The sequence below is a fragment of the Enterococcus sp. DIV0170 genome, from assembly GCF_051710765.1.
Taxonomy (GTDB): Bacteria; Bacillota; Bacilli; order Lactobacillales; family Enterococcaceae; genus Enterococcus_A; species Enterococcus_A raffinosus.
In genome coordinates, this window is record NZ_JBIOLG010000001.1 from 191,931 (window position 1) to 213,683 (window position 21,753).

The following is a 21,753-nucleotide window of genomic DNA, read 5'->3' on the forward strand; positions in this document are numbered from 1 at the left end:
GGGCTAGTGGGATCGTTTTTCGAAAGCTTTGTCTGCCTAAAACGTTTTAAATAAAAATCACCACCGATTCAATGAGAACCTGTAACAGGAGTGTGCAAAATGGAGAAGAAGAAAGACCATATCAAGAAGCTTTCAGCGGCAGGTCTGCTGATAGCGATGGGCGTTGTATATGGAGATATCGGAACGAGCCCACTATATGTAATGAAAGCTATTTTAGAAGAAAATGGCGGATTAAATACCGTTACTCAAGATTTTGTCCTTGGTGCGGTTTCGCTAGTGTTCTGGACAGTCATGCTTCTGACGACCGTCAAGTATGTATTAATTGCCCTGCGTGCAGACAACCATGGAGAGGGAGGAATTTTCTCTTTGTATACATTGGTGCGCAGAGATGGAAAATATTTAATCATCCCGGCGATGATTGGTGGGGCGGCATTACTAGCCGATGGCGTATTAACACCGGCTGTAACAGTAACCACTGCCATCGAGGGATTGCGGGGGATTCCTAATTTCTATCAAAAGTTCGGGAACAATCAAAACGTTATTGTAATTATCACATTAATCATCTTGTTATTCTTATTTTTAATTCAACGATTTGGAACTGACTTTGTTGGAAAAGCCTTTGGGCCGATTATGTTCTTGTGGTTCTCCTTTTTAGGGTTAATGGGTCTGATGAACATTCCCTATGATTTTAGTGTAATCAAAGCATTGAATCCTTATTATGCCATTCATTTGTTATTCAGTCCTGAGAATAAAATGGGTATCTTTATTTTGGGGAGCATCTTTTTGGCGACAACCGGGGCAGAAGCGCTCTACTCTGATATGGGCCATGTGGGGAAGAAAAATATTCATTTTAGCTGGCCCTATGTGTTGATTTGCTTAATGTTGAATTATGCTGGCCAAGCAGCGTGGATTCTTCACGCGAAAGGAGATGCTTCGATTGAAGCCATTGATAACTTAAATCCATTCTTTCAAATTTTACCGGATGGCTGGATGATTTTTGGTGTAGTTTTTGCGACAATCGCGGCAATTATCGCTTCTCAGGCACTGATCTCCGGTTCGTTTACATTAGTATCTGAAGCGATCAAATTGAAGCTTTTACCAAGAATGCGCATCATTTATCCCGGTAAAAGTATCGGACAGATGTATATTCCGGCGATTAACCTGATTTTATGGGCCGCCTGTTCATTGATTGTTCTGACCTTCCGAACCTCTACGCACATGGAAGCAGCCTACGGACTTTCAATTACAGTGACGATGCTTATGACGACCTTCTTGCTCTATCATTACTTATTGCAAAATGGCACCTCACGTGTTTTAGCTACATTAATGCTGCTCTTTTTTGGTACGCTAGAAGGATTTTTCTTTATCTCGAGTGTTACGAAATTCTTCCACGGCGGATTTGTTGCTGTTGCGATGGCGTTAGTGATTTTGAGTGTGATGTACATCTGGCACCGCAGCAATCGTGTTCAAGAAAACGCAAGTCAAGATGTTCGATTTAAAGATTATCTGCCGCAACTTCAGGAGCTTCATGATGATGAGAAGATTCCGTATTATCAAACAAACGTGGTCTTTTTGGTGCCGCGGTTAGAGGAAGATAGTATTCCGCAACAATTTATTTATTCAATTTTGGATAAACGGTTGAAACGTGCCAAAGTCTATTGGTTTGTAAATGTGGAAGTTACTGATGAACCATATACAGAAGAATATAGTGTGGATATGATGGGAACAGATTTTATCGTGAAGGTAAAATTGTATTTAGGTTTCCGAATTGCGCAAGATGTGAATGTTTATTTGCGTCAAATTATTCATGACTTAATGAAGCAAGGGCGTTTACCAAAACAACCGCAGCACTATTCGTTAACTCCAGGTCGTCAAGTTGGAGATTTCCGTTTCGTGATGATACAAGAAGAGCTGTCAAACATGACGCGAATTGATAAATGGGATCGTCAGGTTATGCAGGCGAGGTTGGCGATCAAACGGCATACAGTTACCCCAGAGCGTTGGTTCGGTATTGAGTATAGTGAGGTTACCTATGAGACGGTTCCACTAATTGTTGGTGAAACAAGAAAAACCTGGCTAAAGGAGAGAAAGTCCTAGCTACTCATTGACTAGCGTTACCCCATTCACTCAAAAAGTTTAATTAGACTAAGGACTTTTGGCTCAAATAGATGCCAAAAGTCCTTTTCTTTTTATTTGAAATGCGTTAAATTAAGATTAAAAAAGAGTGGAGGTGAGGGTTGCAAGATGGAAATGACGATTTCGGGATTGCGGGAAAAACTAGGCGAGGCGAATGATGAACAGTTAAGAGAACTGATTTGTCAGCTATACAAACAATCGGAGGTTGCTCAGCAGATTGTGGATTCACGTTTTCTAGGGGATGGATATGGACTACGGATCGCAAAAGAAACCAATCAAAAGCTGGAACAAGCTTTTTTTCCACATCGAAAAATTGATCGTTCTTTATCCGAGGCAAAGGAGCTACTGCGAAAGTTTCGTAAGAGCTGTCAAAACCAACGGGCATTGATTGATGTAGAATTGTATTTTGTTGAATGTGGCTTGGATTTTATTGGTATTTTTGGTGAATCAGATAAGTCGATCATTACGTTGATGAATACAAGCTATGCATCAGCGATTGCTCGAATTTTAGAAGATGACTCGCAAGTATATTTTCACGAGTATTTTTCTAGATGCAACCAAATTATTGATAATGCTAGAAAATTTCAATCAGAGTTCTCGCAACAGATGTTAACGATCTACCATCAGTTAGCCAATGAGTAAGAGACTGTTCGATTGTTCAAACCAATGAGTATAAGAGAAAAAGGCAAAAATCCAAACGGATTTTTGCCTTTTTAATGTTCGAAGCTTATTTCTGCGGCTTCAAGGGTTTGTTGATTATCCAATTGTTTCAATCGGCGTATGGCCTTAAAATAAGAGGCCAACAAGACAAGTGTTGAACCAATCCAAGCTAGCGGAGAAGCGAAAGCGGCGCCAGCAAAGCCAAAGGAGTGGGTCAAAATAATGGCAGCAAATGAGCGCATAATCAACTCCATCATTCCGGCGATTGTAGGGATTTTTGCTTGCCCCAAGCCTTGCAATGTGTAACGCAGAATTAGTAAAGTTGCTAGCACCCAATACAAAGAACCATTAATTGTGAAATAGGTTTGCGCTAAATCAAAGACATGCGTTTCGCTGCGAGCAACAAATAAGGCAATGAATGTGCGACCGCATGTAATAACTAGCAGACCAGCGAACAAGCTAAATGCACCACTCATTAGTAGACCATACTTCACTCCTTGCAGGATACGTCCGTATTGTTTTGCGCCTAAATTTTGTGCCGTGAAAGTAGTCATGGTAATACCAAAGGACATCATAGGAAGGATCGCGAATTGATCGATCCGACTAGCCGCCGCCTGAGCAGCAACCACATCTGTCCCTAACGTATTTAGCGCAGATTGTAAAATCACAGCACCGATAGCAATAATGGATGATTGGAAGCCCATAGGTAGAGCTGCTCGTAAATGCAGCGCCAACTCCTTTTTATCAAAGGAAAAATGTTTACGGCTGATTTGCAGCAAAGGAATTTTGCGTCGAATAAACCAAACACATAAAAGGCTAGCAAATACCTGCGCAATGACTGTTGCATAACCGGCACCGGCGACGCCCATATGGAAATAGATAATGAAAATCAAATCCAAAACAACATTAACTACAACAGCAGCGGCTAAGAAAAATAAAGGTGTTCGACTATCGCCTAAAGCTCTTACCATGTTTGACAAAAGATTAAAACTCATGGCCGCAAAAATCCCAGCTAAAATGACAGAAATAAAATCTTGCGCTTGATTTAAAAGTTCAGGCGGTGTTTGCATCAACAACAACAAGGGACGTAAAAAGACTAAACTTAAAATCGTTAAAATGACAGTGACAACTAAGCTGATTACAATGGAAGTAGCAAAACTTTTACGAACGCCTTGCAAGTCTTTTGCACCGAATCGTTGTGCGGTAATAATTGAGAGGCCTGAGGTTAGACCTTGTGCAAATCCAATAATTAAAAAGCTGACGCTGCCTGTTGCACCAACAGCAGCTAAGGCATCTTTACCTAATACCTGACCGACAACTAACATATCTATCATGCTATAAAATTGCTGAAAAACATTTCCTACGAACAAGGGCAGTGTAAATAATAAAATCAATTTTGCTGGATTTCCATGAGTTAATTCTTTCATTCTTTTCCCGCTTTCTATTAAAATTTTCTGATTGATATTACCACAAAATTTTCTGAAAGCAAGAATAAATTTTCAATTATTAAGAAAAAAAGACATCCCTTAAGAAAAGGAATGTCTCGTGAATTAACGTTGGCGAATTTCATTTGGCAACAAAATTGTTTGGCGGTTGCCATCATCGTAAGCATATACTTCTTGTGGGAATTCACTAGAATATCTAAAAGGTAAATCAATGCCCATTTCAACACTACTGTCTTCTTGAGAGAAGTGCATGGTAACGTGGCCGTCATTATTGATTAAATCAAAACTCAAAATATTTTCTAATGGGATTAGTCCCTTTAAGTCTAAGTCAATGATATACCAGATACTATCAATCAGCTCGCCTGGCAAACTGGATACCACACCGACAGAGGCATAACGACTTTTTTTAGAATCAAATGTTTCAAACATAGATTTTCCTCCTTTAGTTGGAATCACTTACTTTAAGTACAAATAAGCTTTGTAGTGACTTATTGTAATTCTTTTTTGCTAAAAAAACCACTCATTGTACTTAGTATATAAGAAAACGTAAAAATTTACAGAAGCCAAGGCTTGTCAGATTTCCTGTATTGGAAGATAAAAAGACATATCGAAAGTCATTCGATATGTCTCGTTGGTTTGTTTATTCTTCTGTTGATTCGCCGATAACTTCTGGTTCGGCACCTTCAGAAGCTTCGTCTTCTTCAGGAAGTTCTTGTGCTTCTTGGACAGCTACAATTTGTTCTTCTGAATCCGTAACGATTGTGTAATCATCATTTTTAGGTAGATCACCAACAGATAGTGATTGACCAATTTCTAATCCAGAGATATCGACTTCAATACCTTCTGGTAATTTTTCTGGTGTAGCGGAAACCGTTGCTGTATAAAGTGTTTGTGTCAACACACCGCCAGCCTTCACACCAACAGATTCACCAACTAGGTTGATCTCTGTTTCGGCTTCTGTTTCTTCTGATAAGTTTACAGATAATAATTCTACATGAGTTAAGCGATGGGTAAAGGTATCCACCTGTGAATCACGCAATAGGGTATTCACTTTTTTTCCACCGATTTCGATAGCGAAAACAGTATTTGCACCATTTTCACGCAATAATTTAGAAAATTCACGTTCGTCGAATGAGATAGGGGTACTTTCTACTTTATACCCATTAACGACTGCAGGGACTTTTCCTTCGTGACGTAGCTGGTTGCGAATGGAACGGGGACGAGTTGCTCTTTCTTCTACTTTCAATGATACTGCCATAACCAAATTCCTCCTTAAAATGTGACTGTCTGTGGTTAAGCAGACAGATTTTATTTAAGTGATGGGTTATTCTCAGCACAATGGCTTTGCGAAAAAAACGCAAAAAGACAGTCGTATACACAACTGTCCAAAAAAAGTCTAAGTTCAACTTTCTCTACCAGGTCATAACGCTGTGTATGAGAAACCTTTGACACCGGAGTGTCGATTCACTTAATCATACGAATCTCTGACTCGTATAATTAAATTCTAGGGCTCATCTAATCAAAATGCAAGTATAAACTACTTGCACCTATTAGAAGAGTGTGGAATTTTTCCTGAAATTGCTTTAAGTAAAGGGTTTGATTAAGGAATTAATTTTTTCAACGGTTAGCTAATGAACGTAAAAAAAGCACTGTATGAAGTAGAAATAATAGGAAGAGGAGTTCTAGGGTTTTGACTTTTTTTAAAATTCGGTATAATGAGTCCGATAGATTTAAAGGAGTATCAGCATGCGGCTAGATAAGATCATCGAAGAAAACCTAAAAACGACTCGAAAAGAAATGAAACGTTTATTTCTCATGAAAAAAGTTTTAATAGACAACAAAGTGGAAATGAACCCACAGAGAAATGTGGATAGCAAGCTTCATAAAATTCAAGTCGATGGGCAAAAACTGCAGACGAACCACGTATACTATTTATTGAATAAGCCTTCAGGTGTCGTAACAGCAAAAAAAGATACGAAGTTTCAAACGGCAACAGAATTAGTAAAAGAGTCAGAACGTCCGGAAGCTCTCTATCCGGTAGGGCGATTAGATCGTGATACGACTGGATTGTTGCTTTTAACAGACAATGGACAGTTGGGTTACGACCTTTTGCAGCCGGAATCCAAAGTTACCAAGACCTATCGAGTGATTGTCAATGAGGCGGTAACAATGGAGGACGTGGAGGCGTTCAAAGCGGGGATCGTTTTTCATGGAGGCGTTCGCTGTCAACCTGCGAGATTAAGTATTGTAAGTTCAACGTCTAGGCATTCTGAGGTGCTATTAACGATCAAAGAAGGCAAGTTTCATCAAGTGAAAAAAATGTTTCTAGCATGCGGGAAAAAAGTTATTGCATTAACGCGAGTTTCTATGGGACCGCTAGTATTACCAGAAGATTTAGCAGAGGGGAAGTATCGATCTCTAACGATTACAGAGCTTCAACAATTAAAAACATATTTTAGATAGAAGGTATAGAAATGGGATACGAAACAATTTTATTTGATATTGATGACACCTTATTAGATTTTAAAGCCGCAGAGGAACAAGCCTTAAGCTGGTTATTTCAAGACATGGGTGTAGAGCCGTCTTTAGAGGTAAAAAATCAGTATAAGAAAATGAATCAAGGCTTTTGGCGAGACCATGAAGCAGGCTTGCTTTCTCGTCAAGATTTATTAGATAATCGTTTTCGCTTGTTCTTTGAACAATATGAAAGAGAGGTTGATGGACCGAAGACGGAGGCACGCTATCGTCATTATTTGAATCAAGGACATCAATTAATTTCTCATAGCCTAGAAGTTGTAGAGAATTTAAGTCAGAAAAAAGATCTTTATGTGGTCACTAACGGGGTTTCTGCGACACAACATGAACGCTTGACAAAATCAGGTTTAGCTCCGTATTTCAAGAAATTTTTTATTTCTGAAGAAATGGGTGTCCACAAACCAATGAAAGAATTCTTTGATATCGTTTTTGCTGAAATTCCTTATATAGAAAAAGAAAAAACAGTGATTGTGGGAGATTCTTTAACCTCGGATATTAAGGGTGGACAGGTTGCCGGCATCGATACGATTTGGATGAATCCTCAGGAAAAAGAAGCCCAAGAAATAAGACCAACATTTCAGATAAAAGAATTAACCGACCTCTATCAAATTTTAGAAGAATTTTAAGTTTTTGATAGCAATTTAACGATGATTCGCTATAATAGGACTAATGAAAAACGAAAGAGGTTTTAGTTGCATGGAAAACAAGCCGATCATTATTGGCGTAACGGGCGGTTCAGGTAGTGGGAAAACTAGCGTCAGCCGCGCAATCTACAATCGGTTTCCCAATCATTCAATTATGATGTTGGAACACGATTCTTACTATAAGGACCAAAGTGGTATCAGCTTTGAGGAACGTTTAAAAACGAATTACGATCATCCGTTTGCGTTTGACACAGATTTATTGATCGAGCATTTAAAGGAATTAACGAAATATCAATCGGTAGAAGTACCGATCTATGATTACGTAAAACATACACGCAGTGATGAAGTTTATTTGCAAGAGCCAAAAGAAGTCATCATTCTAGAGGGTATCTTAATCCTAGAAGATGAACGGCTGCGTGATCTAATGGATATTAAAATTTATGTAGATACAGATGATGATATTCGGATTATCCGCCGTATTAAACGGGATATGAACGAACGAGGCCGGACATTGGAATCGGTAATTGATCAATATTTAACAGTAGTAAAACCAATGTACCATCAATTTATCGAACCAACGAAACGCTATGCAGACATCATTGTGCCTGAAGGTGGCGAGAATCACGTCGCCATTGACTTGATTGCTACAAAAGTGGCAAGTTTCTTGAATCATGATTAAAAAGAGCAAGACAGAAAACTTCTGTCTTGCTCTTTTTACAGCTTGTATTATGCGGCCGAGAAGACTCGAACTTCCACGGTATTGCTACCACTAGCGCCTGAAGCTAGCGCGTCTGCCAATTCCGCCACGACCGCAAAGAAAGTACTTATTTATTTTAGCACAAAAAGACCAATGTGCCAGATATAATGCAACGAAGTATAAAAAAATCCCGACCCATTAAAAATGAGTCGAGAGAAATTTTATAGGTAGTATTTTTTAGCGACAGTTAAGTCATCATTCAAGTCATAAACAAGAGGTTGACCTGTTGGGATTTCTAAGTCCATGATGTCTTCGTCAGAAATACCTTCAATGTGTTTAGCCAATGCGCGTAGTGAGTTACCATGTGCAGCCACTAAAACAGTTTTTCCATCTTTCAAAGCAGGAGCGATTTCGTCTTGCCAGAAAGGTAATGCACGTTCCAAAGTAACTTTTAAGTTTTCGCCTCCAGGAATATCGCGAGGGTCTAACATTGCGTAACGACGATCTTGAGCTGCTGAACCTTCGTCAGTTGCTTCCATCAATGGAGGTAATACGTCGTATGAACGGCGCCAGATGTGAACTTGTTCGTCACCGTATTTTTCAGCGGTTTCTTTTTTGTTCAATCCTTGTAATTTACCATAATGACGTTCGTTTAAGCGCCAAGATTTAACAGTTGGTACCCAAAGTTGGTCAGAGTATTCTAAGATGTAGTCGCAAGTTTTGATCGCACGAGTTAAAACTGATGTAAAAGCAATATCAAATTCAATTCCTGCTTCTTTAATTTTGCGGCCGCCTTCTTTTGCTTCTTCGACACCTTCTGGAGCCAAATCAACGTCTGCCCAGCCTGTAAATTGATTCAATTTGTTCCATTCACTCAAGCCGTGACGAGAAAAAACTAATTTTGGCATAACATTCTCTCCTTTTGAAATTTCTGAAATTTTCAATTCCTGATTCATTGTACAATGTTTCGGTCGCGATTTCCATTAAATTGAGTGTGTTTTTTATCAAATCACAAGCTTTGCCAGGAATTTAGAAAATTATTTTGCTGGAACCTCAAGAATTTTTGGTCCCTCAGGAGTACCAACAATAACACGTGAGATCATATCAATAAATAGCCCGTGTTCAACGACACCAACGCAAGTGTCTAACTCTGCTGCAAGCGCGTGAGGGTCTTCTATTATGTCTAGATGTAGATCAATGATGTAATGACCGCCATCGGTAGTTAGAAGTTCTCCTGCATCGTTCAATCGCCAAGAAGGATGATATCCTTTTGCTTCAAATAATCGAAATACGTTGTGGCTGCCGAAGGGAACAACCTCGACTGGTAAAGGGAATTTTCCGAGCTTATTAACCATCTTGCTTTCATCAACGATCCAGATACATTCTTTTGAATAAGTTGCTACGACTTTTTCAAAAAGCAGGGCAGCACCGCCGCCTTTGATTCCTTGGAAGTCCTCACTAATTTCATCTGCGCCATCAATTGTGAGATCAACAGACGCTACCTCATCGATAGCTTTTAGGGGAATACCTAATTCTTTTGCTTGTTCTTCTGTTTTAATAGAAGTAACAACACCTGTGATCTTCAACCCTTCTTCATTGACACGGCGACCCAATTCTTTTACTAAGTAATAAGCAGTTGATCCTGTGCCTAATCCAACAATCATTCCATCTTTGACAAATTTTGCTGCTTCGATCCCAACTAACTCTTTCAAATTCATTGAAAAATCCCACCTTTTGCTAAGTTACGTTTATTGTAATCGCAAAAAAAGAAAAAAGATAGCCTTTTAAGTAAAAAAGACCAAAAAAGTGAATCCGCTTTATTTGCTGATATATAAATCATCAAGAGAAACTGCTTAATCTAAATAAATTTTTTTATTCTAATTATAAAATCTAAACGCTGATCCAAAGTAAAAAAACTCTAGATAGTTTGTTGACAGCGAAAATCAATCATGGTATGCTATCAAAGGTGCTTTGTGAACAGGTCTCTCAATAGAGACGTGCTGACTGTGTCAAGGTACGCTTGATAGAGAATGCAGGGATGCATTATTTTTTATCGCTGAAAAAGAACCACCAGGATGTGTGGTACTAGAAAGCGGATCGAGGAAGGAGGAAACAAGGAATGCCTACAATTAATCAATTAGTACGTAAACCTCGTAAATCAAAGGTGGAAAAATCAAATTCACCAGCATTGAACAAAGGATATAATAGCTTTAAAAAAGCTCAAACAAACGTGAACTCACCACAAAAACGTGGAGTTTGTACACGTGTGGGGACTATGACACCTAAGAAACCCAACTCAGCATTGCGTAAATATGCTCGTGTTCGTTTGTCAAACTTGATCGAAGTAACAGCTTATATTCCAGGTATCGGCCATAACCTACAAGAACACAGTGTTGTTCTATTACGTGGTGGTCGTGTAAAAGACTTACCAGGGGTACGTTACCACATCGTTCGTGGTGCACTAGATACTGCCGGTGTTAACGATCGTAAACAAAGCCGTTCTAAATACGGTACTAAAAAACCTAAAGCTTAATCAAACGAATAGATAAAGACATATTTTCGGAAGGAGGAGTTACGTATGACTCGTAAAGGAACTATCGCAAAACGCGACGTTTTGCCAGATCCTATGTATAACTCTAAGCTAGTAACTCGTTTAATCAACCGTGTAATGGTTGATGGAAAACGCGGAACTGCTTCAAATATCGTATACAACGCTTTTAACACTATCAAAGAATCAACAGGGAATGATCCATTGGAAGTTTTCGAACAAGCAATGGAAAATATCATGCCTGTACTAGAAGTTAAAGCTCGCCGTGTTGGGGGTTCTAACTATCAAGTGCCCGTTGAAGTACGTCCAGAACGTCGTACTACTTTAGGTTTGCGTTGGGTTGTTAACTTCGCTCGTTTACGCGGCGAACATACAATGGAAGAACGCTTAGCGAAAGAAATCATGGATGCTGCTAACAACACTGGCGCTTCTGTGAAAAAACGCGAAGATACACACAAAATGGCGGAAGCCAACCGTGCATTTGCTCATTATCGTTGGTAAGATTTTTTCTGCTGGCGAAGGTCAACAGAAAACTGACCAGACAATGCTAAATTTAATTTAAGAGAGGAGCAAACAAAGAAATGGCAAGAGAATTTTCTCTAGAAAATACGCGTAATATCGGGATCATGGCCCACGTTGATGCAGGTAAAACTACAGCAACTGAGCGTATCTTGTACTACACTGGTAAAATCCATAAAATTGGTGAAACCCACGAAGGTGCTTCTCAAATGGACTGGATGGAACAAGAACAAGAACGTGGTATCACGATCACTTCTGCTGCAACAACTGCACAATGGAAGGGTCACCGCGTAAATATCATCGATACCCCAGGACACGTGGACTTCACAATCGAAGTACAACGTTCATTACGTGTACTTGACGGTGCAGTAACTGTATTGGACTCACAATCAGGTGTAGAACCACAAACAGAAACTGTTTGGCGTCAAGCGACAGAATACCAAGTACCACGTATTGTGTTCTGTAATAAAATGGACAAAATTGGTGCTGACTTCCTTTACTCAGTAAGCACTTTACATGATCGTTTACAAGCGAATGCTCATCCAATCCAATTACCAATTGGTGCTGAAGATGACTTCACTGGTATTATCGATTTAGTTAAAATGAAAGCTGAAATCTATACAAATGATTTAGGAACTGAAATCCAAGAGACTGAAATTCCTGAAGAATATAAAGAACAAGCTGAAGAATGGCGTGAAAAATTAGTAGAAGCTGTGGCTGATACTGATGAAGACCTAATGATGAAATTCTTGGAAGGTGAAGAAATCACTGACGAAGAATTAAAAGCGGGTATCCGTAACGCTACTCTATCTGTAGACTTCTACCCTGTTCTTTGTGGTTCGGCCTTCAAAAACAAAGGTGTTCAATTGATGTTGGATGCAGTCATTGACTATCTTCCGGCACCAACTGACGTAAAAGCTATCCAAGGGTTTAACCCTAAAACTGATGAAGAAACGGAACGTCCAGCTGATGATTCTGCACCATTCTCATCACTAGCGTTTAAAGTAATGACTGACCCATTCGTAGGTCGTCTAACGTTCTTCCGTGTTTACTCAGGTGTTCTAAATTCTGGTTCATATGTATTGAATGCTTCTAAAGGCAAACGTGAACGTATCGGACGTATTTTGCAAATGCATGCAAATACTCGTAAAGAAATCGAAACGGTTTACTCAGGTGATATCGCCGCTGCTGTTGGATTGAAAGATACAACAACTGGAGATACACTTTGTGCTGAAGATGCACCAGTTATCTTAGAATCAATTGAATTCCCTGATCCAGTTATCGAAGTTGCTGTTGAACCTAAATCAAAAGCTGACCAAGATAAAATGGGTGTTGCTTTACAAAAACTTGCTGAAGAAGATCCTTCATTCCGCGTTGAAACAAACGTTGAAACTGGCGAAACAGTTATCGCTGGTATGGGTGAACTTCACTTAGACGTGTTGGTTGACCGTATGCGTCGTGAATTTAAAGTGGATGCAAACGTTGGTGCCCCTCAAGTATCTTACCGTGAAACATTCCGTTCTGCGACAAATGCAGAAGGTAAGTTTGTACGTCAGTCTGGTGGTAAAGGTCAATACGGTCACGTATGGATCGAATTTACACCAAACGAAGAAGGTGCCGGCTTCGAATTCGAAAACGCAATTGTCGGTGGTGTGGTTCCTCGTGAATACATTCCAGCAGTTGAAAAAGGATTAGAAGACGCTATGGCAAACGGTGTGTTAGCAGGTTATCCATTAGTTGATATCAAAGCTAAACTTTATGATGGTTCATACCATGATGTCGATTCAAATGAAACAGCCTTCCGTGTAGCTGCGTCTATGGCGCTACGTGCTGCTGCGAAAAAAGCGAATCCATCAATTCTTGAACCAATGATGAAAGTTACAATTACTGTTCCGGAAGATTACTTAGGTGATGTTATGGGGCATGTAACTGCACGTCGTGGTCGTGTGGAAGGTATGGAAGCGCATGGTAACGCGCAAATCGTTAACGCTATTGTGCCGTTAGCTGAAATGTTTGGTTACGCAACAACGCTTCGTTCTTCTACTCAAGGACGCGGTACATTCATGATGGTCTTTGACCACTATGAAGATGTACCAAAATCAGTTCAAGAAGAAATTATTAAGAAAAACGGCGGCAAAGCTGATTAATTCTTAAAAGTCAATTGTTTTTGACTGCTTTTCCGAAAAGAACTGTATTTTTAGTAACGTTTCATGTAAAATAATTAACTGATGATATGGGCTCGCATCGCTTGTGTGGTGCGGACCTATCAGATAAAAAACTAATCTCATTTACTTAGGAGGAACATTTTAAATGGCTAAAGAAAAATTTGACCGTTCAAAACCCCATGTTAACATTGGTACTATCGGACACGTTGACCATGGTAAAACTACTTTAACAGCTGCAATTACAACTGTACTTGCTAAACAAGGCGGAGCGCAAGCTATGGACTACGCTCAAATCGACGGAGCTCCTGAAGAACGCGAACGCGGAATCACTATCAACACTGCTCACGTTGAGTACGAAACTGACAACCGTCACTATGCTCACGTTGACTGCCCAGGACACGCGGACTACGTTAAAAACATGATCACTGGTGCTGCTCAAATGGACGGAGCTATCTTAGTAGTATCTGCTGCTGATGGCCCTATGCCTCAAACTCGTGAACACATCTTGTTATCTCGTAACGTTGGTGTTCCTTACATCGTTGTATTCTTAAACAAAATGGATATGGTTGACGATGAAGAATTACTAGAATTAGTTGAAATGGAAGTTCGTGACTTATTAACTGAATACGACTTCCCAGGCGACGACACTCCAGTTATCGCAGGTTCAGCTTTGAAAGCTTTAGAAGGCGACGCTTCATACGAAGAAAAAATCTTAGAATTAATGGCTGCTGTTGATGAATACATCCCAACACCAGTTCGTGATACTGACAAACCATTCATGATGCCAGTGGAAGACGTATTCTCAATCACTGGTCGTGGAACTGTTGCAACTGGTCGTGTTGAACGTGGACAAGTTCGCGTTGGTGACGAAGTTGAAATCGTAGGTATTGCTGAAGAAACTGCTAAAACAACTGTTACAGGTGTTGAAATGTTCCGTAAATTGTTGGATTACGCTGAAGCGGGCGACAACATTGGTGCATTATTACGTGGTGTTGCACGTGAAGACATCCAACGTGGACAAGTATTGGCTAAACCAGCTTCAATCACTCCACATACAAAATTCTCTGCAGAAGTTTACGTTTTAACTAAAGAAGAAGGCGGACGTCATACTCCATTCTTCACTAACTACCGTCCTCAGTTCTACTTCCGTACAACTGACGTAACTGGTGTAGTTGATCTACCAGAAGGTACTGAAATGGTAATGCCTGGTGATAACGTAACTATGGAAGTTGAATTAATCCACCCAATCGCGATCGAAGACGGAACTCGTTTCTCTATTCGTGAAGGCGGACGTACTGTTGGTTCAGGCGTTGTAACAACAATCAAAGCTTAATTAGCTTTATAGTTTAATTATTATACTCGGACGCAAAGAGTCACTGGAATTCCAGTGACTCTTTTTTTGGATCGAATATCGATATCTGGTTTGATCTTGATTTATAGGCTCTTTGTCAATGAGTGTTGGTGAAGAAATTCAATAGAATAATCAAGTCATTCACACGGCTAGGCAGCTCTTCTGTCTAGCCGTGTTGTCGTTCTGGTCTTGTTCATTTGGATGGTTTTCTTGAAATACTTTTCGCGATACAAAAAGATTCGTTCTCGGTAATTTTGGAAGTTTCTAAAGCCATTAGGCCATTCGTTTTAGTACTTTGATATGGTTGTTCAAACATTCCAGTGGCCCGTTGGAATAGGGAACCCGCAACGCGCGTTTGATTTCTGTTTGGTACTTTTTGAAGGTCGTAATCACTGGTTGGTAGTGTTCTGGTAACTCTTTGTAATTTTCCTTTAAAAGCTTCGTGAAATCAGGAACATCTCGTCTTCTGATAGCGGACAGAAAGTGTTGGTAGACTTCGTAGCCTTGCTTTAAGGAGTCATCGTAAGACAACAGGCGATCGACGATTTCTGCTTCCGTTAGATGTGCCCGAAAAGAAGGTCGCCAGTAGCGGTGTCTCCCCTTCAATTCCCACGCATTCTTCTGAAGCAGTTTCCAGTATTTCTTTAAATGTTTTGATCGACTGTCGCCTTTTCTAAAGGACTTCATCACTTGAATTCGGTGGTTGGTAAAGGCTCGGCCAATGTGTTGACTGATATGAAAGCGATCGGCGACGATTCGGGCATTCGGAAAACAATCTTTCACCAATGTACGATAGGGTGTATAGAAATCTGAAACCACTAGACGTACTTGTTCCCGTACCTTTCTGGGATAACGCAAGAAATAGTCGCGTAAAGGATCGAGTTGACGATTTTCCACAATGTCGATCAGTTGATGGGTTTTGCCATCCATCATGACAAAGCTCATAGCACCCGAGACATTTTTCACTGATTTGAATTCATCAAAACACAACACTTCTGGCAGTGGCTGGTTCAAAGAAATGGTTTTAGGCCGAAGGCTGCGAAGGATCCGAATAACCGTTGTTGGAGAAACGTGTTTCATGCGTGCAATCAAGGACATAGAAAGAGGCTCACTTAATAGTTCGAGAACGGCTTGTTTGACTCTGCGGGCAATGGAGCAGTGACGATCACTAACCGAATCTTCGGCTAAAAAAGTTTTTCCACAATGTTTACACTTAAAGCGTTGTTTATTTATCCGCAGAATCGTCTTGTAATTACTGACGTCATTTAATAGGATAGAGACTTTTTTCCAGCCCCATTTAATGATCGTTTGATCATTTTCATAGCGGCAATGAAAGCATTCCTCTGGTCGATAGGTTAATGTGCCATCAAAAACAAAACAGGTCTCGTCATTGATTCGCTCTTTGCGAAAGGCATTCTCATGAAAGGTAAGATTTAGGTCTAGAATATCTAGTAACTCTTTGGTAAACTCTGAATAGGACATCTTGAAACACTCCTTTGAATGGTTTTCGTCGACTTTATTCTAAAGGATTTCAAGGTGTCTGTTTGCGTTTATTAGAAAAAAAGAAAAAGTGTTGGCAACAGAAGGTGTCACCAACACTAGATATTATAGAGCCGATTTATAAAGATTGAAGAATCTGTCGCTAGTTATAGGTGATAAAGTGAAATGCTATATTATATAGTAGGAAACATATCAAGCAGGTATTTTTTAGGTTTTCTGAAAACGTAATAGAAAATTCAAAAAAAACTGAGAAAATCCTTGCAATCATTGATGCCATATAATATAATCATAAAGGTGCTGTTTGCAGAAGTGCAACTGACACTGGGGGGTTCTGAAAAGAATCCGTCGGCTTTGAAACGAGAGGTTGCGACACGCCCGGACGCTTTGCCACGAACGAGCGTGACGGAGATTTTCGTGGAGCTATGTCTACTTTTTAAAATAGGCGAAGGAGGGAACAAGATGGCAAAACAAAAAATTCGTATCCGTTTAAAAGCGTATGAACATGGTATTTTAGATCAATCAGCGGATAAAATCGTGGAAACTGCAAAAAGAACTGGAGCTAGTGTATCTGGTCCAATTCCATTACCAACTGAACGCAGTCTTTACACTGTAATCCGTGCGACTCATAAATACAAAGATTCACGCGAACAATTCGAAATGCGTACTCACAAACGTCTGATTGACATTGTGAACCCAACACCGAAGACAGTTGATGCTTTAATGAAGCTTGACTTACCATCAGGTGTGAATATTGAAATCAAACTATAATTAAGAAGATGGAGGTGTAATCATGACCAAAGGAATCTTAGGGAAAAAAGTGGGAATGACTCAAATCTTCACTGAATCTGGCGAACTTATTCCAGTTACTGTTATCGAAGCTACTCCAAACGTTGTTTTACAAGTGAAAACAATGGAAAATGATGGCTACGAAGCTGTTCAATTAGGTTACCAAGATATGCGTGAAGTTTTGTCTAACAAACCTGCGAAAGGTCATGTTGCAAAAGCAAACACGGCTCCTAAGCGCTTCATTCGAGAATTCAAAGATGTTGAGCTAGGAGACTATGAAGTAGGTAAAGAAGTGAAAGTTGATACTTTCCAAGCTGGAGACATTATTGATGTTACCGGAACGACTAAAGGTAAAGGATTCCAAGGCGTTATCAAACGTCACGGACAAAGCCGCGGCCCAATGGCTCACGGTTCTCGTTACCACCGTCGTCCTGGATCTATGGGTCCTGTTGCACCGAACCGTGTATTTAAAAATAAACGTTTAGCTGGCCGTATGGGTGGCAATCGCGTGACAATTCAAAATCTTGAAGTTGTTCGTGTTGACGCTGACCGCAACGTTATCTTAGTAAAAGGAAATGTTCCTGGCGCTAAAAAATCTTTAATCACTATCAAATCAGCTGTGAAAGCTAAATAATTAGTTAGAGGAAAGGAGGAACTAAGGAATGCCAACTGTAGCATTATTCAAACAAGATGGAACTCAAAACGGTGACATCACTTTAAATGAAGAAATCTTCGGAATTGAACCAAATGAAAGTGTTGTTTACGATGCAATTGTTATGCAACGCGCTTCATTAAGACAAGGAACACACGCTGTGAAAAATCGTAGCGCAGTTCGTGGCGGTGGTCGCAAACCATGGCGTCAAAAAGGAACTGGGCGTGCTCGTCAAGGTTCTATCCGTTCACCACAATGGCGTGGAGGTGGCGTTGTCTTCGGACCTACACCACGTTCATACAGCTACAAACTTCCTAAAAAAGTTCGTCGCTTAGCAATTAAATCTGTATTATCAGAAAAAGTTGCTGAAAATAACTTAGTTGCTGTTGATGCTTTAAGCTTTGACGCACCTAAAACAAAAGAATTTAAACAAGTTTTAACTAGCTTGTCTATTGATTCTAAAGTATTGGTTGTATTAGAAACAGAAAACGAAGTTGCAGGTTTAGCTGCTCGTAACTTATCAAACGTAACTGTTACTACTTCAAACAACGTTACTGTATTAGATGTAGTCGCTAATGACAAAATCTTAGCAACGCAAACTGCTCTTACTCAAATTGAGGAGGTGCTTGCATAATGAACTTACTAGACGTAATTAAACGCCCGGTGATCACTGAAAAATCTATGTTAGACATGGACGAAAAGAAATATACTTTCGAAGTTGACACTCGCGCAAACAAAACTTTAGTGAAACAAGCAGTAGAAGCTGCTTTCGACGTTAAAGTAAAAAACGTAAACATTATGAATGCTAAACCAAAAGCAAAACGTATGGGTAAATACCAAGGCTTCACAAAAAAACGTCGCAAAGCTGTTGTGACTTTAACTGAAGACTCAAAAGAAATCCAACTTTTCGACGCTGAATAAGCGTTAGAAAATCACTAGTAAATAGGAGGGAAACTAGACGTGGCGATTAAAAAGTACAAACCTACCTCAAATGGTCGTCGTAATATGACAAGTTCTGATTTCGCTGAAATCACTACTTCAACGCCTGAAAAGACGTTATTACAACCATTGAAAAACAACGCCGGTCGTAACAACAACGGTCGTATCACTGTACGTCATCAAGGTGGCGGACATAAACGTCAATACCGTGTTATCGACTTCAAACGTAATAAAGATAACGTGGTTGCTACAGTTCAAACGATCGAGTACGATCCAAACCGCTCAGCAAACATTGCATTAGTTCATTATTCAGACGGAGTGAAAGCTTACATCTTAGCCCCTAAAGGCTTAGAAGTAGGTATGACAATCGTTTCTGGACCAGATGCAGATATCAAAATCGGAAATGCATTACCACTAGAAAATATTCCAGTAGGTACTGTGATCCACAATATTGAAATGAAACCTGGCAAAGGCGGACAATTAATCCGTTCAGCTGGTACAAGTGCTCAAGTACTTGGTAAAGAAGGAAAATACGTATTAGTACGTTTAAACTCTGGCGAAGTTCGTATGATCTTAGCTACTTGCCGTGCGACAATCGGTTCTGTTGGTAATGAACAACATGAATTGATCAATATCGGTAAAGCTGGTCGTTCTCGTTGGATGCGCAAACGTCCAACTGTACGTGGTAGCGTAATGAACCCTAACGATCACCCACACGGTGGTGGTGAAGGTAAAGCTCCAGTCGGACGTAAAGCTCCAGTATCTCCTTGGGGACAACCTGCATTGGGTTACAAAACTCGTAATAAGAAAGCTGCATCTGACAAGCTTATCGTACGTCGTCGTAAGACTAAATAGAACCATTGACTATGTGTCGCATATTTTGAGAGGAGGTACACCATGGGTCGTAGTTTGAAAAAAGGACCTTTCGTCGATGATCATTTGATGAAAAAGGTTGAAGCGCAACAAGGTGTTGAAAAGAAAAAAGTTATTAAAACTTGGTCTCGTCGTTCAACAATTTTCCCTAGTTTTGTAGGATTTACAATTGCTGTTTATGACGGACGCAAACATGTACCAGTTTACATCCAAGAAGACATGGTAGGACATAAATTAGGTGAATTTGCACCATCAAGAACTTATCGTGGACATGCCGCCGACGATAAGAAAACAAGACGTTAATTTTGAGGGGAGGATATTAACATGGCAGAACAAATTACATCAGCTAAGGCAACTGCAAAAACAGTTCGCACTTCTCCTCGTAAAGCACGTTTAGTAATGGATCTTATTAGAGGAAAAAGCGTAGCAGAAGCAATTTCAATTTTGAAATTCACACCGAACAAATCTGCAGGAATCATTGAAAAAGTAATGATGTCAGCAGTTGCTAACGCAGAAAACAACTTTGACTTAGATGTTGAAAATTTGGTAGTTTCTGAAGGATTTGTTAACGAAGGACCAACAATGAAACGTTTCCGTCCACGTGCAAAAGGATCAGCTTCACCAATCAACAAACGTACAAGTCATATTACCGTTGTGGTATCAGAAAAATAAGGAGGGATAATCAGTGGGTCAAAAAGTAAATCCTATTGGAATGCGTGTAGGCATCATCCGTGAGTGGGATGCTAAATGGTATGCTGAAAAAGAGTATGCTGAATTTCTACACGAAGATTTGAGAATCCGTAAGTTCATCGCAACTAAACTTGCTGATGCCGCTGTGTCAACTGTTGAAATCGAACGCGCTGCAAACCGTGTAAACATTTCAATTCACACAGCCAAACCTGGTATGGTTATCGGTAAAGGCGGATCTGAAGTTGAGAGCCTAAGAAAAGAATTAAATAAATTAACTGGTAAACGAGTTCACATCAACATCGTTGAAATCAAAAAACCAGATTTAGATGCAAAATTAGTCGGAGAAGGAATCGCACGTCAATTAGAAAACCGTGTTGCTTTCCGTCGTGCACAAAAACAAGCGATCCAACGCACTATGCGTTCAGGCGCTAAAGGAATCAAAACTCAAGTATCTGGTCGTTTGAATGGTGCGGATATCGCTCGTTCAGAAGGATACTCTGAAGGAACAGTTCCTCTTCATACATTGCGTGCCGATATTGACTACGCATGGGAAGAAGCAGATACAACATACGGAAAACTAGGAGTTAAAGTGTGGATTTATCGTGGAGAAATTCTTCCTACAAAGAAAAACACTGAGAAAGGAGGGAAATAATCATGTTAGTACCTAAACGTGTAAAACACCGTCGTGAATTCCGCGGTAAAATGCGTGGGGAAGCTAAAGGTGGTAAAGAAATCGCATTTGGAGAATACGGCTTACAAGCTGTTGATTCACATTGGATCACTAACCGCCAAATCGAAGCTGCCCGTATTGCAATGACTCGTTACATGAAACGTGGTGGGAAAGTATGGATTAAAATTTTCCCTCACAAATCTTATACTGCCAAAGCAATTGGTGTACGTATGGGATCTGGTAAAGGTGCTCCTGAAGGCTGGGTTTCACCAGTTAAACGCGGCAAGATCATGTTTGAAATCGCCGGCGTTCCTGAAGAAGTTGCTCGTGAAGCATTACGTCTTGCTTCTCACAAATTACCAATGAAGACTAAGATCGTAAAACGTGAGGAAATGGGTGGTGAATCGAATGAAGGTTAAAGAAATCAGAGAATTAACCACTGCCGAAATGCTAGATCAAGAAAAACAATTGAAAGAAGAATTGTTCAATCTTAGATTCCAATTAGCAACAGGTCAATTAGAAAACACTGCACGTATTAAAGAAGTACGTAAATCGATTGCACGCATCAAAACTGTGTTGCGTGAACAAGCTGACAAATAGTGGAAGGAGGCCATTTCCAGTATGACTGAAGAAAGAAATCAACGTAAAGTTTATCAAGGACGTGTGGTATCTGACAAAATGGACAAGACGATCACTGTTGTCGTTGAAACCAAGAAGAACCATCCAATCTACGGTAAACGTATGAAATATTCTAAAAAATACAAAGCTCACGATGAAAACAATGAAGCAAAAATTGGCGATATCGTGAAAATCATGGAAACTCGTCCATTATCAGCTACCAAACGTTTCCGTCTGGTTGAAGTCGTTGAAAAAGCAGTGATTATCTAATCACACGAGATTTTCCTATATAGATGTTTCTTAAATCTGAAAGGAGGATACACAA

Annotated in this window: 25 protein-coding genes, 1 tRNA gene and 1 pseudogene; 20 read left to right on the forward strand and 7 right to left on the reverse strand. The window is 39.9% G+C overall.

The features are described from left to right. Nucleotides 1–99 precede the first annotated feature (99 nt). Both IGI50_RS00925 and IGI50_RS00930 read left to right on the forward strand, forming a co-directional pair. Nucleotides 100–2,097: a KUP/HAK/KT family potassium transporter gene (locus IGI50_RS00925; protein ID WP_218256437.1), complete on the forward strand. Its 1,998-nt coding sequence runs from the start codon at nucleotides 100–102 to the stop codon at nucleotides 2,095–2,097. A 147-nt stretch (nucleotides 2,098–2,244) separates the two neighbouring features. Then, entirely contained in the window at nucleotides 2,245–2,778 is a 534-nt protein-coding gene (locus tag IGI50_RS00930; protein ID WP_218256438.1) for a hypothetical protein, read from the forward strand. Nucleotides 2,779–2,849: 71 nt separating this feature from the next. On the opposite strand, the gene IGI50_RS00935 is transcribed toward IGI50_RS00930, so the two are convergent. The 3 genes from IGI50_RS00935 to IGI50_RS00945 form a co-directional block, all read right to left on the reverse strand. Further along, the gene (locus tag IGI50_RS00935; protein WP_438775790.1) at nucleotides 2,850–4,223 is read right to left on the reverse strand and encodes an MATE family efflux transporter; all 1,374 of its coding nucleotides are present in this window, start codon (nucleotides 4,221–4,223) and stop codon (nucleotides 2,850–2,852) included. Between the two features lie 123 nt (nucleotides 4,224–4,346). Beyond that, nucleotides 4,347–4,670, reverse strand: a complete 324-nt coding sequence (locus IGI50_RS00940) for a DUF960 domain-containing protein (protein WP_010747228.1) — start codon at nucleotides 4,668–4,670, stop codon at nucleotides 4,347–4,349. A 211-nt stretch (nucleotides 4,671–4,881) separates the two neighbouring features. Then, nucleotides 4,882–5,499 carry a 50S ribosomal protein L25/general stress protein Ctc gene (locus IGI50_RS00945; protein ID WP_010747227.1) on the reverse strand — a complete coding sequence of 206 codons (618 nt, stop codon included), beginning with the start codon at nucleotides 5,497–5,499 and terminating at the stop codon, nucleotides 4,882–4,884. Nucleotides 5,500–5,987: 488 nt separating this feature from the next. Between IGI50_RS00945 and IGI50_RS00950 the strand changes: the two genes are divergently transcribed. The 3 genes from IGI50_RS00950 to udk all read left to right on the forward strand — a co-directional run bounded on the left by IGI50_RS00950 (nucleotide 5,988) and on the right by udk (nucleotide 8,099). Continuing rightward, the gene (locus IGI50_RS00950; RefSeq protein WP_218256441.1) at nucleotides 5,988–6,704 is read left to right on the forward strand and encodes a 16S rRNA pseudouridine(516) synthase; all 717 of its coding nucleotides are present in this window, start codon (nucleotides 5,988–5,990) and stop codon (nucleotides 6,702–6,704) included. Between the two features lie 11 nt (nucleotides 6,705–6,715). Next, nucleotides 6,716–7,402 carry a YjjG family noncanonical pyrimidine nucleotidase gene (locus IGI50_RS00955; RefSeq protein ID WP_438775793.1) on the forward strand — a complete coding sequence of 229 codons (687 nt, stop codon included), beginning with the start codon at nucleotides 6,716–6,718 and terminating at the stop codon, nucleotides 7,400–7,402. A gap of 70 nt (nucleotides 7,403–7,472) precedes the next feature. Continuing rightward, nucleotides 7,473–8,099 carry a uridine kinase gene (gene udk / locus IGI50_RS00960; protein WP_010747224.1) on the forward strand — a complete coding sequence of 209 codons (627 nt, stop codon included), beginning with the start codon at nucleotides 7,473–7,475 and terminating at the stop codon, nucleotides 8,097–8,099. A gap of 50 nt (nucleotides 8,100–8,149) precedes the next feature. On the opposite strand, the gene IGI50_RS00965 is transcribed toward udk, so the two are convergent. The 3 genes from IGI50_RS00965 to rpiA all read right to left on the reverse strand — a co-directional run bounded on the left by IGI50_RS00965 (nucleotide 8,150) and on the right by rpiA (nucleotide 9,835). Beyond that, nucleotides 8,150–8,233, reverse strand: a tRNA-Leu gene (locus IGI50_RS00965). Nucleotides 8,234–8,338: 105 nt separating this feature from the next. Next, nucleotides 8,339–9,025: a 2,3-diphosphoglycerate-dependent phosphoglycerate mutase gene (gene gpmA, locus IGI50_RS00970; protein ID WP_218256444.1), complete on the reverse strand. Its 687-nt coding sequence runs from the start codon at nucleotides 9,023–9,025 to the stop codon at nucleotides 8,339–8,341. Between the two features lie 129 nt (nucleotides 9,026–9,154). Beyond that, a complete protein-coding gene (gene rpiA / locus IGI50_RS00975) occupies nucleotides 9,155–9,835 on the reverse strand; it encodes a ribose-5-phosphate isomerase RpiA (RefSeq protein ID WP_218256445.1) in 681 nt (226 codons plus the stop codon). A gap of 401 nt (nucleotides 9,836–10,236) precedes the next feature. On the opposite strand from rpiA, the gene rpsL reads away from it, so the two are divergent. The 4 genes from rpsL to tuf all read left to right on the forward strand — a co-directional run bounded on the left by rpsL (nucleotide 10,237) and on the right by tuf (nucleotide 14,682). Next, nucleotides 10,237–10,650 carry a 30S ribosomal protein S12 gene (gene rpsL / locus IGI50_RS00980; RefSeq protein WP_010742744.1) on the forward strand — a complete coding sequence of 138 codons (414 nt, stop codon included), beginning with the start codon at nucleotides 10,237–10,239 and terminating at the stop codon, nucleotides 10,648–10,650. A gap of 45 nt (nucleotides 10,651–10,695) precedes the next feature. Further along, the gene (gene rpsG, locus IGI50_RS00985; RefSeq protein ID WP_010747221.1) at nucleotides 10,696–11,166 is read left to right on the forward strand and encodes a 30S ribosomal protein S7; all 471 of its coding nucleotides are present in this window, start codon (nucleotides 10,696–10,698) and stop codon (nucleotides 11,164–11,166) included. A gap of 80 nt (nucleotides 11,167–11,246) precedes the next feature. Next, nucleotides 11,247–13,331 carry an elongation factor G gene (gene fusA / locus IGI50_RS00990; protein WP_218256447.1) on the forward strand — a complete coding sequence of 695 codons (2,085 nt, stop codon included), beginning with the start codon at nucleotides 11,247–11,249 and terminating at the stop codon, nucleotides 13,329–13,331. Between the two features lie 163 nt (nucleotides 13,332–13,494). Then, the gene (tuf, locus tag IGI50_RS00995; protein ID WP_010747219.1) at nucleotides 13,495–14,682 is read left to right on the forward strand and encodes an elongation factor Tu; all 1,188 of its coding nucleotides are present in this window, start codon (nucleotides 13,495–13,497) and stop codon (nucleotides 14,680–14,682) included. Nucleotides 14,683–14,849: 167 nt separating this feature from the next. Here tuf and IGI50_RS01000 read toward each other — a convergent pair. Beyond that, nucleotides 14,850–16,182: pseudogene (locus tag IGI50_RS01000) on the reverse strand (ISL3 family transposase). A gap of 477 nt (nucleotides 16,183–16,659) precedes the next feature. On the opposite strand from IGI50_RS01000, the gene rpsJ reads away from it, so the two are divergent. From rpsJ to rpsQ, 11 genes are read left to right on the forward strand one after another with little or no spacing between them, the layout of a single operon-like run. Continuing rightward, nucleotides 16,660–16,968 (forward strand): 30S ribosomal protein S10, encoded by a 309-nt coding sequence (gene rpsJ, locus IGI50_RS01005; protein ID WP_010756438.1) that lies wholly within the window; start codon nucleotides 16,660–16,662, stop codon nucleotides 16,966–16,968. A gap of 22 nt (nucleotides 16,969–16,990) precedes the next feature. Then, complete coding sequence (rplC, locus tag IGI50_RS01010) at nucleotides 16,991–17,620, forward strand: 50S ribosomal protein L3 (protein WP_010747217.1); 630 nt, start codon at nucleotides 16,991–16,993, stop codon at nucleotides 17,618–17,620. A gap of 28 nt (nucleotides 17,621–17,648) precedes the next feature. Further along, nucleotides 17,649–18,272, forward strand: coding sequence for a 50S ribosomal protein L4 (gene rplD / locus IGI50_RS01015; protein WP_010747216.1), 624 nt, complete (start codon nucleotides 17,649–17,651; stop codon nucleotides 18,270–18,272). After that, nucleotides 18,272–18,559, forward strand: a complete 288-nt coding sequence (locus IGI50_RS01020; protein WP_010747215.1) for a 50S ribosomal protein L23 — start codon at nucleotides 18,272–18,274, stop codon at nucleotides 18,557–18,559. Before rplD ends, IGI50_RS01020 begins: the two co-directional genes overlap by 1 nt. Before the next feature lie 39 nt (nucleotides 18,560–18,598). Beyond that, nucleotides 18,599–19,432, forward strand: a complete 834-nt coding sequence (gene rplB, locus IGI50_RS01025) for a 50S ribosomal protein L2 (protein WP_010747214.1) — start codon at nucleotides 18,599–18,601, stop codon at nucleotides 19,430–19,432. Between the two features lie 42 nt (nucleotides 19,433–19,474). Further along, nucleotides 19,475–19,753 carry a 30S ribosomal protein S19 gene (rpsS, locus tag IGI50_RS01030; protein ID WP_010742754.1) on the forward strand — a complete coding sequence of 93 codons (279 nt, stop codon included), beginning with the start codon at nucleotides 19,475–19,477 and terminating at the stop codon, nucleotides 19,751–19,753. Nucleotides 19,754–19,774: 21 nt separating this feature from the next. Beyond that, the gene (rplV, locus tag IGI50_RS01035) at nucleotides 19,775–20,122 is read left to right on the forward strand and encodes a 50S ribosomal protein L22 (RefSeq protein WP_010747213.1); all 348 of its coding nucleotides are present in this window, start codon (nucleotides 19,775–19,777) and stop codon (nucleotides 20,120–20,122) included. Between the two features lie 13 nt (nucleotides 20,123–20,135). Beyond that, nucleotides 20,136–20,792, forward strand: a complete 657-nt coding sequence (rpsC, locus tag IGI50_RS01040) for a 30S ribosomal protein S3 (RefSeq protein WP_010747212.1) — start codon at nucleotides 20,136–20,138, stop codon at nucleotides 20,790–20,792. 2 nt (nucleotides 20,793–20,794) lie between these two features. Then, the gene (gene rplP / locus IGI50_RS01045; RefSeq protein ID WP_010747211.1) at nucleotides 20,795–21,229 is read left to right on the forward strand and encodes a 50S ribosomal protein L16; all 435 of its coding nucleotides are present in this window, start codon (nucleotides 20,795–20,797) and stop codon (nucleotides 21,227–21,229) included. Then, nucleotides 21,219–21,410, forward strand: a complete 192-nt coding sequence (gene rpmC / locus IGI50_RS01050) for a 50S ribosomal protein L29 (RefSeq protein ID WP_010747210.1) — start codon at nucleotides 21,219–21,221, stop codon at nucleotides 21,408–21,410. The genes rplP and rpmC overlap by 11 nt, the downstream gene beginning before the upstream one ends. 21 nt (nucleotides 21,411–21,431) lie before the next feature. Beyond that, entirely contained in the window at nucleotides 21,432–21,698 is a 267-nt protein-coding gene (gene rpsQ / locus IGI50_RS01055; RefSeq protein ID WP_010747209.1) for a 30S ribosomal protein S17, read from the forward strand. The last annotated feature ends 55 nt before the right edge of the window (nucleotides 21,699–21,753 follow it).

Excerpts from the sequence above, each read along its gene's own strand:
- rpsG (WP_010747221.1), top strand. The coding sequence starts at position 10,696 with ATGACTCGTAAAGGAACTATCGCAAAACGCGACGTTTTGCCAGATCCT.
- rpsL (WP_010742744.1), top strand. The coding sequence starts at position 10,237 with ATGCCTACAATTAATCAATTAGTACGTAAACCTCGTAAATCAAAGGTG.
- udk (WP_010747224.1), top strand. The coding sequence starts at position 7,473 with ATGGAAAACAAGCCGATCATTATTGGCGTAACGGGCGGTTCAGGTAGT.
- IGI50_RS01020 (WP_010747215.1), top strand. The coding sequence starts at position 18,272 with ATGAACTTACTAGACGTAATTAAACGCCCGGTGATCACTGAAAAATCT.
- rplD (WP_010747216.1), top strand. The coding sequence starts at position 17,649 with ATGCCAACTGTAGCATTATTCAAACAAGATGGAACTCAAAACGGTGAC.
- IGI50_RS00930 (WP_218256438.1), top strand. The coding sequence starts at position 2,245 with ATGGAAATGACGATTTCGGGATTGCGGGAAAAACTAGGCGAGGCGAAT.
- rpsJ (WP_010756438.1), top strand. The coding sequence starts at position 16,660 with ATGGCAAAACAAAAAATTCGTATCCGTTTAAAAGCGTATGAACATGGT.
- rpsS (WP_010742754.1), top strand. The coding sequence starts at position 19,475 with ATGGGTCGTAGTTTGAAAAAAGGACCTTTCGTCGATGATCATTTGATG.
- rpsQ (WP_010747209.1), top strand. The coding sequence starts at position 21,432 with ATGACTGAAGAAAGAAATCAACGTAAAGTTTATCAAGGACGTGTGGTA.
- fusA (WP_218256447.1), top strand. The coding sequence starts at position 11,247 with ATGGCAAGAGAATTTTCTCTAGAAAATACGCGTAATATCGGGATCATG.
- IGI50_RS00950 (WP_218256441.1), top strand. The coding sequence starts at position 5,988 with ATGCGGCTAGATAAGATCATCGAAGAAAACCTAAAAACGACTCGAAAA.
- rplC (WP_010747217.1), top strand. The coding sequence starts at position 16,991 with ATGACCAAAGGAATCTTAGGGAAAAAAGTGGGAATGACTCAAATCTTC.
- gpmA (WP_218256444.1), bottom strand. The coding sequence starts at position 9,025 with ATGCCAAAATTAGTTTTTTCTCGTCACGGCTTGAGTGAATGGAACAAA.
- IGI50_RS00925 (WP_218256437.1), top strand. The coding sequence starts at position 100 with ATGGAGAAGAAGAAAGACCATATCAAGAAGCTTTCAGCGGCAGGTCTG.
- rpiA (WP_218256445.1), bottom strand. The coding sequence starts at position 9,835 with ATGAATTTGAAAGAGTTAGTTGGGATCGAAGCAGCAAAATTTGTCAAA.
- IGI50_RS00935 (WP_438775790.1), bottom strand. The coding sequence starts at position 4,223 with ATGAAAGAATTAACTCATGGAAATCCAGCAAAATTGATTTTATTATTT.
- IGI50_RS00955 (WP_438775793.1), top strand. The coding sequence starts at position 6,716 with ATGGGATACGAAACAATTTTATTTGATATTGATGACACCTTATTAGAT.
- rpmC (WP_010747210.1), top strand. The coding sequence starts at position 21,219 with ATGAAGGTTAAAGAAATCAGAGAATTAACCACTGCCGAAATGCTAGAT.
- rplV (WP_010747213.1), top strand. The coding sequence starts at position 19,775 with ATGGCAGAACAAATTACATCAGCTAAGGCAACTGCAAAAACAGTTCGC.
- IGI50_RS00945 (WP_010747227.1), bottom strand. The coding sequence starts at position 5,499 with ATGGCAGTATCATTGAAAGTAGAAGAAAGAGCAACTCGTCCCCGTTCC.
- rplP (WP_010747211.1), top strand. The coding sequence starts at position 20,795 with ATGTTAGTACCTAAACGTGTAAAACACCGTCGTGAATTCCGCGGTAAA.
- tuf (WP_010747219.1), top strand. The coding sequence starts at position 13,495 with ATGGCTAAAGAAAAATTTGACCGTTCAAAACCCCATGTTAACATTGGT.
- IGI50_RS00940 (WP_010747228.1), bottom strand. The coding sequence starts at position 4,670 with ATGTTTGAAACATTTGATTCTAAAAAAAGTCGTTATGCCTCTGTCGGT.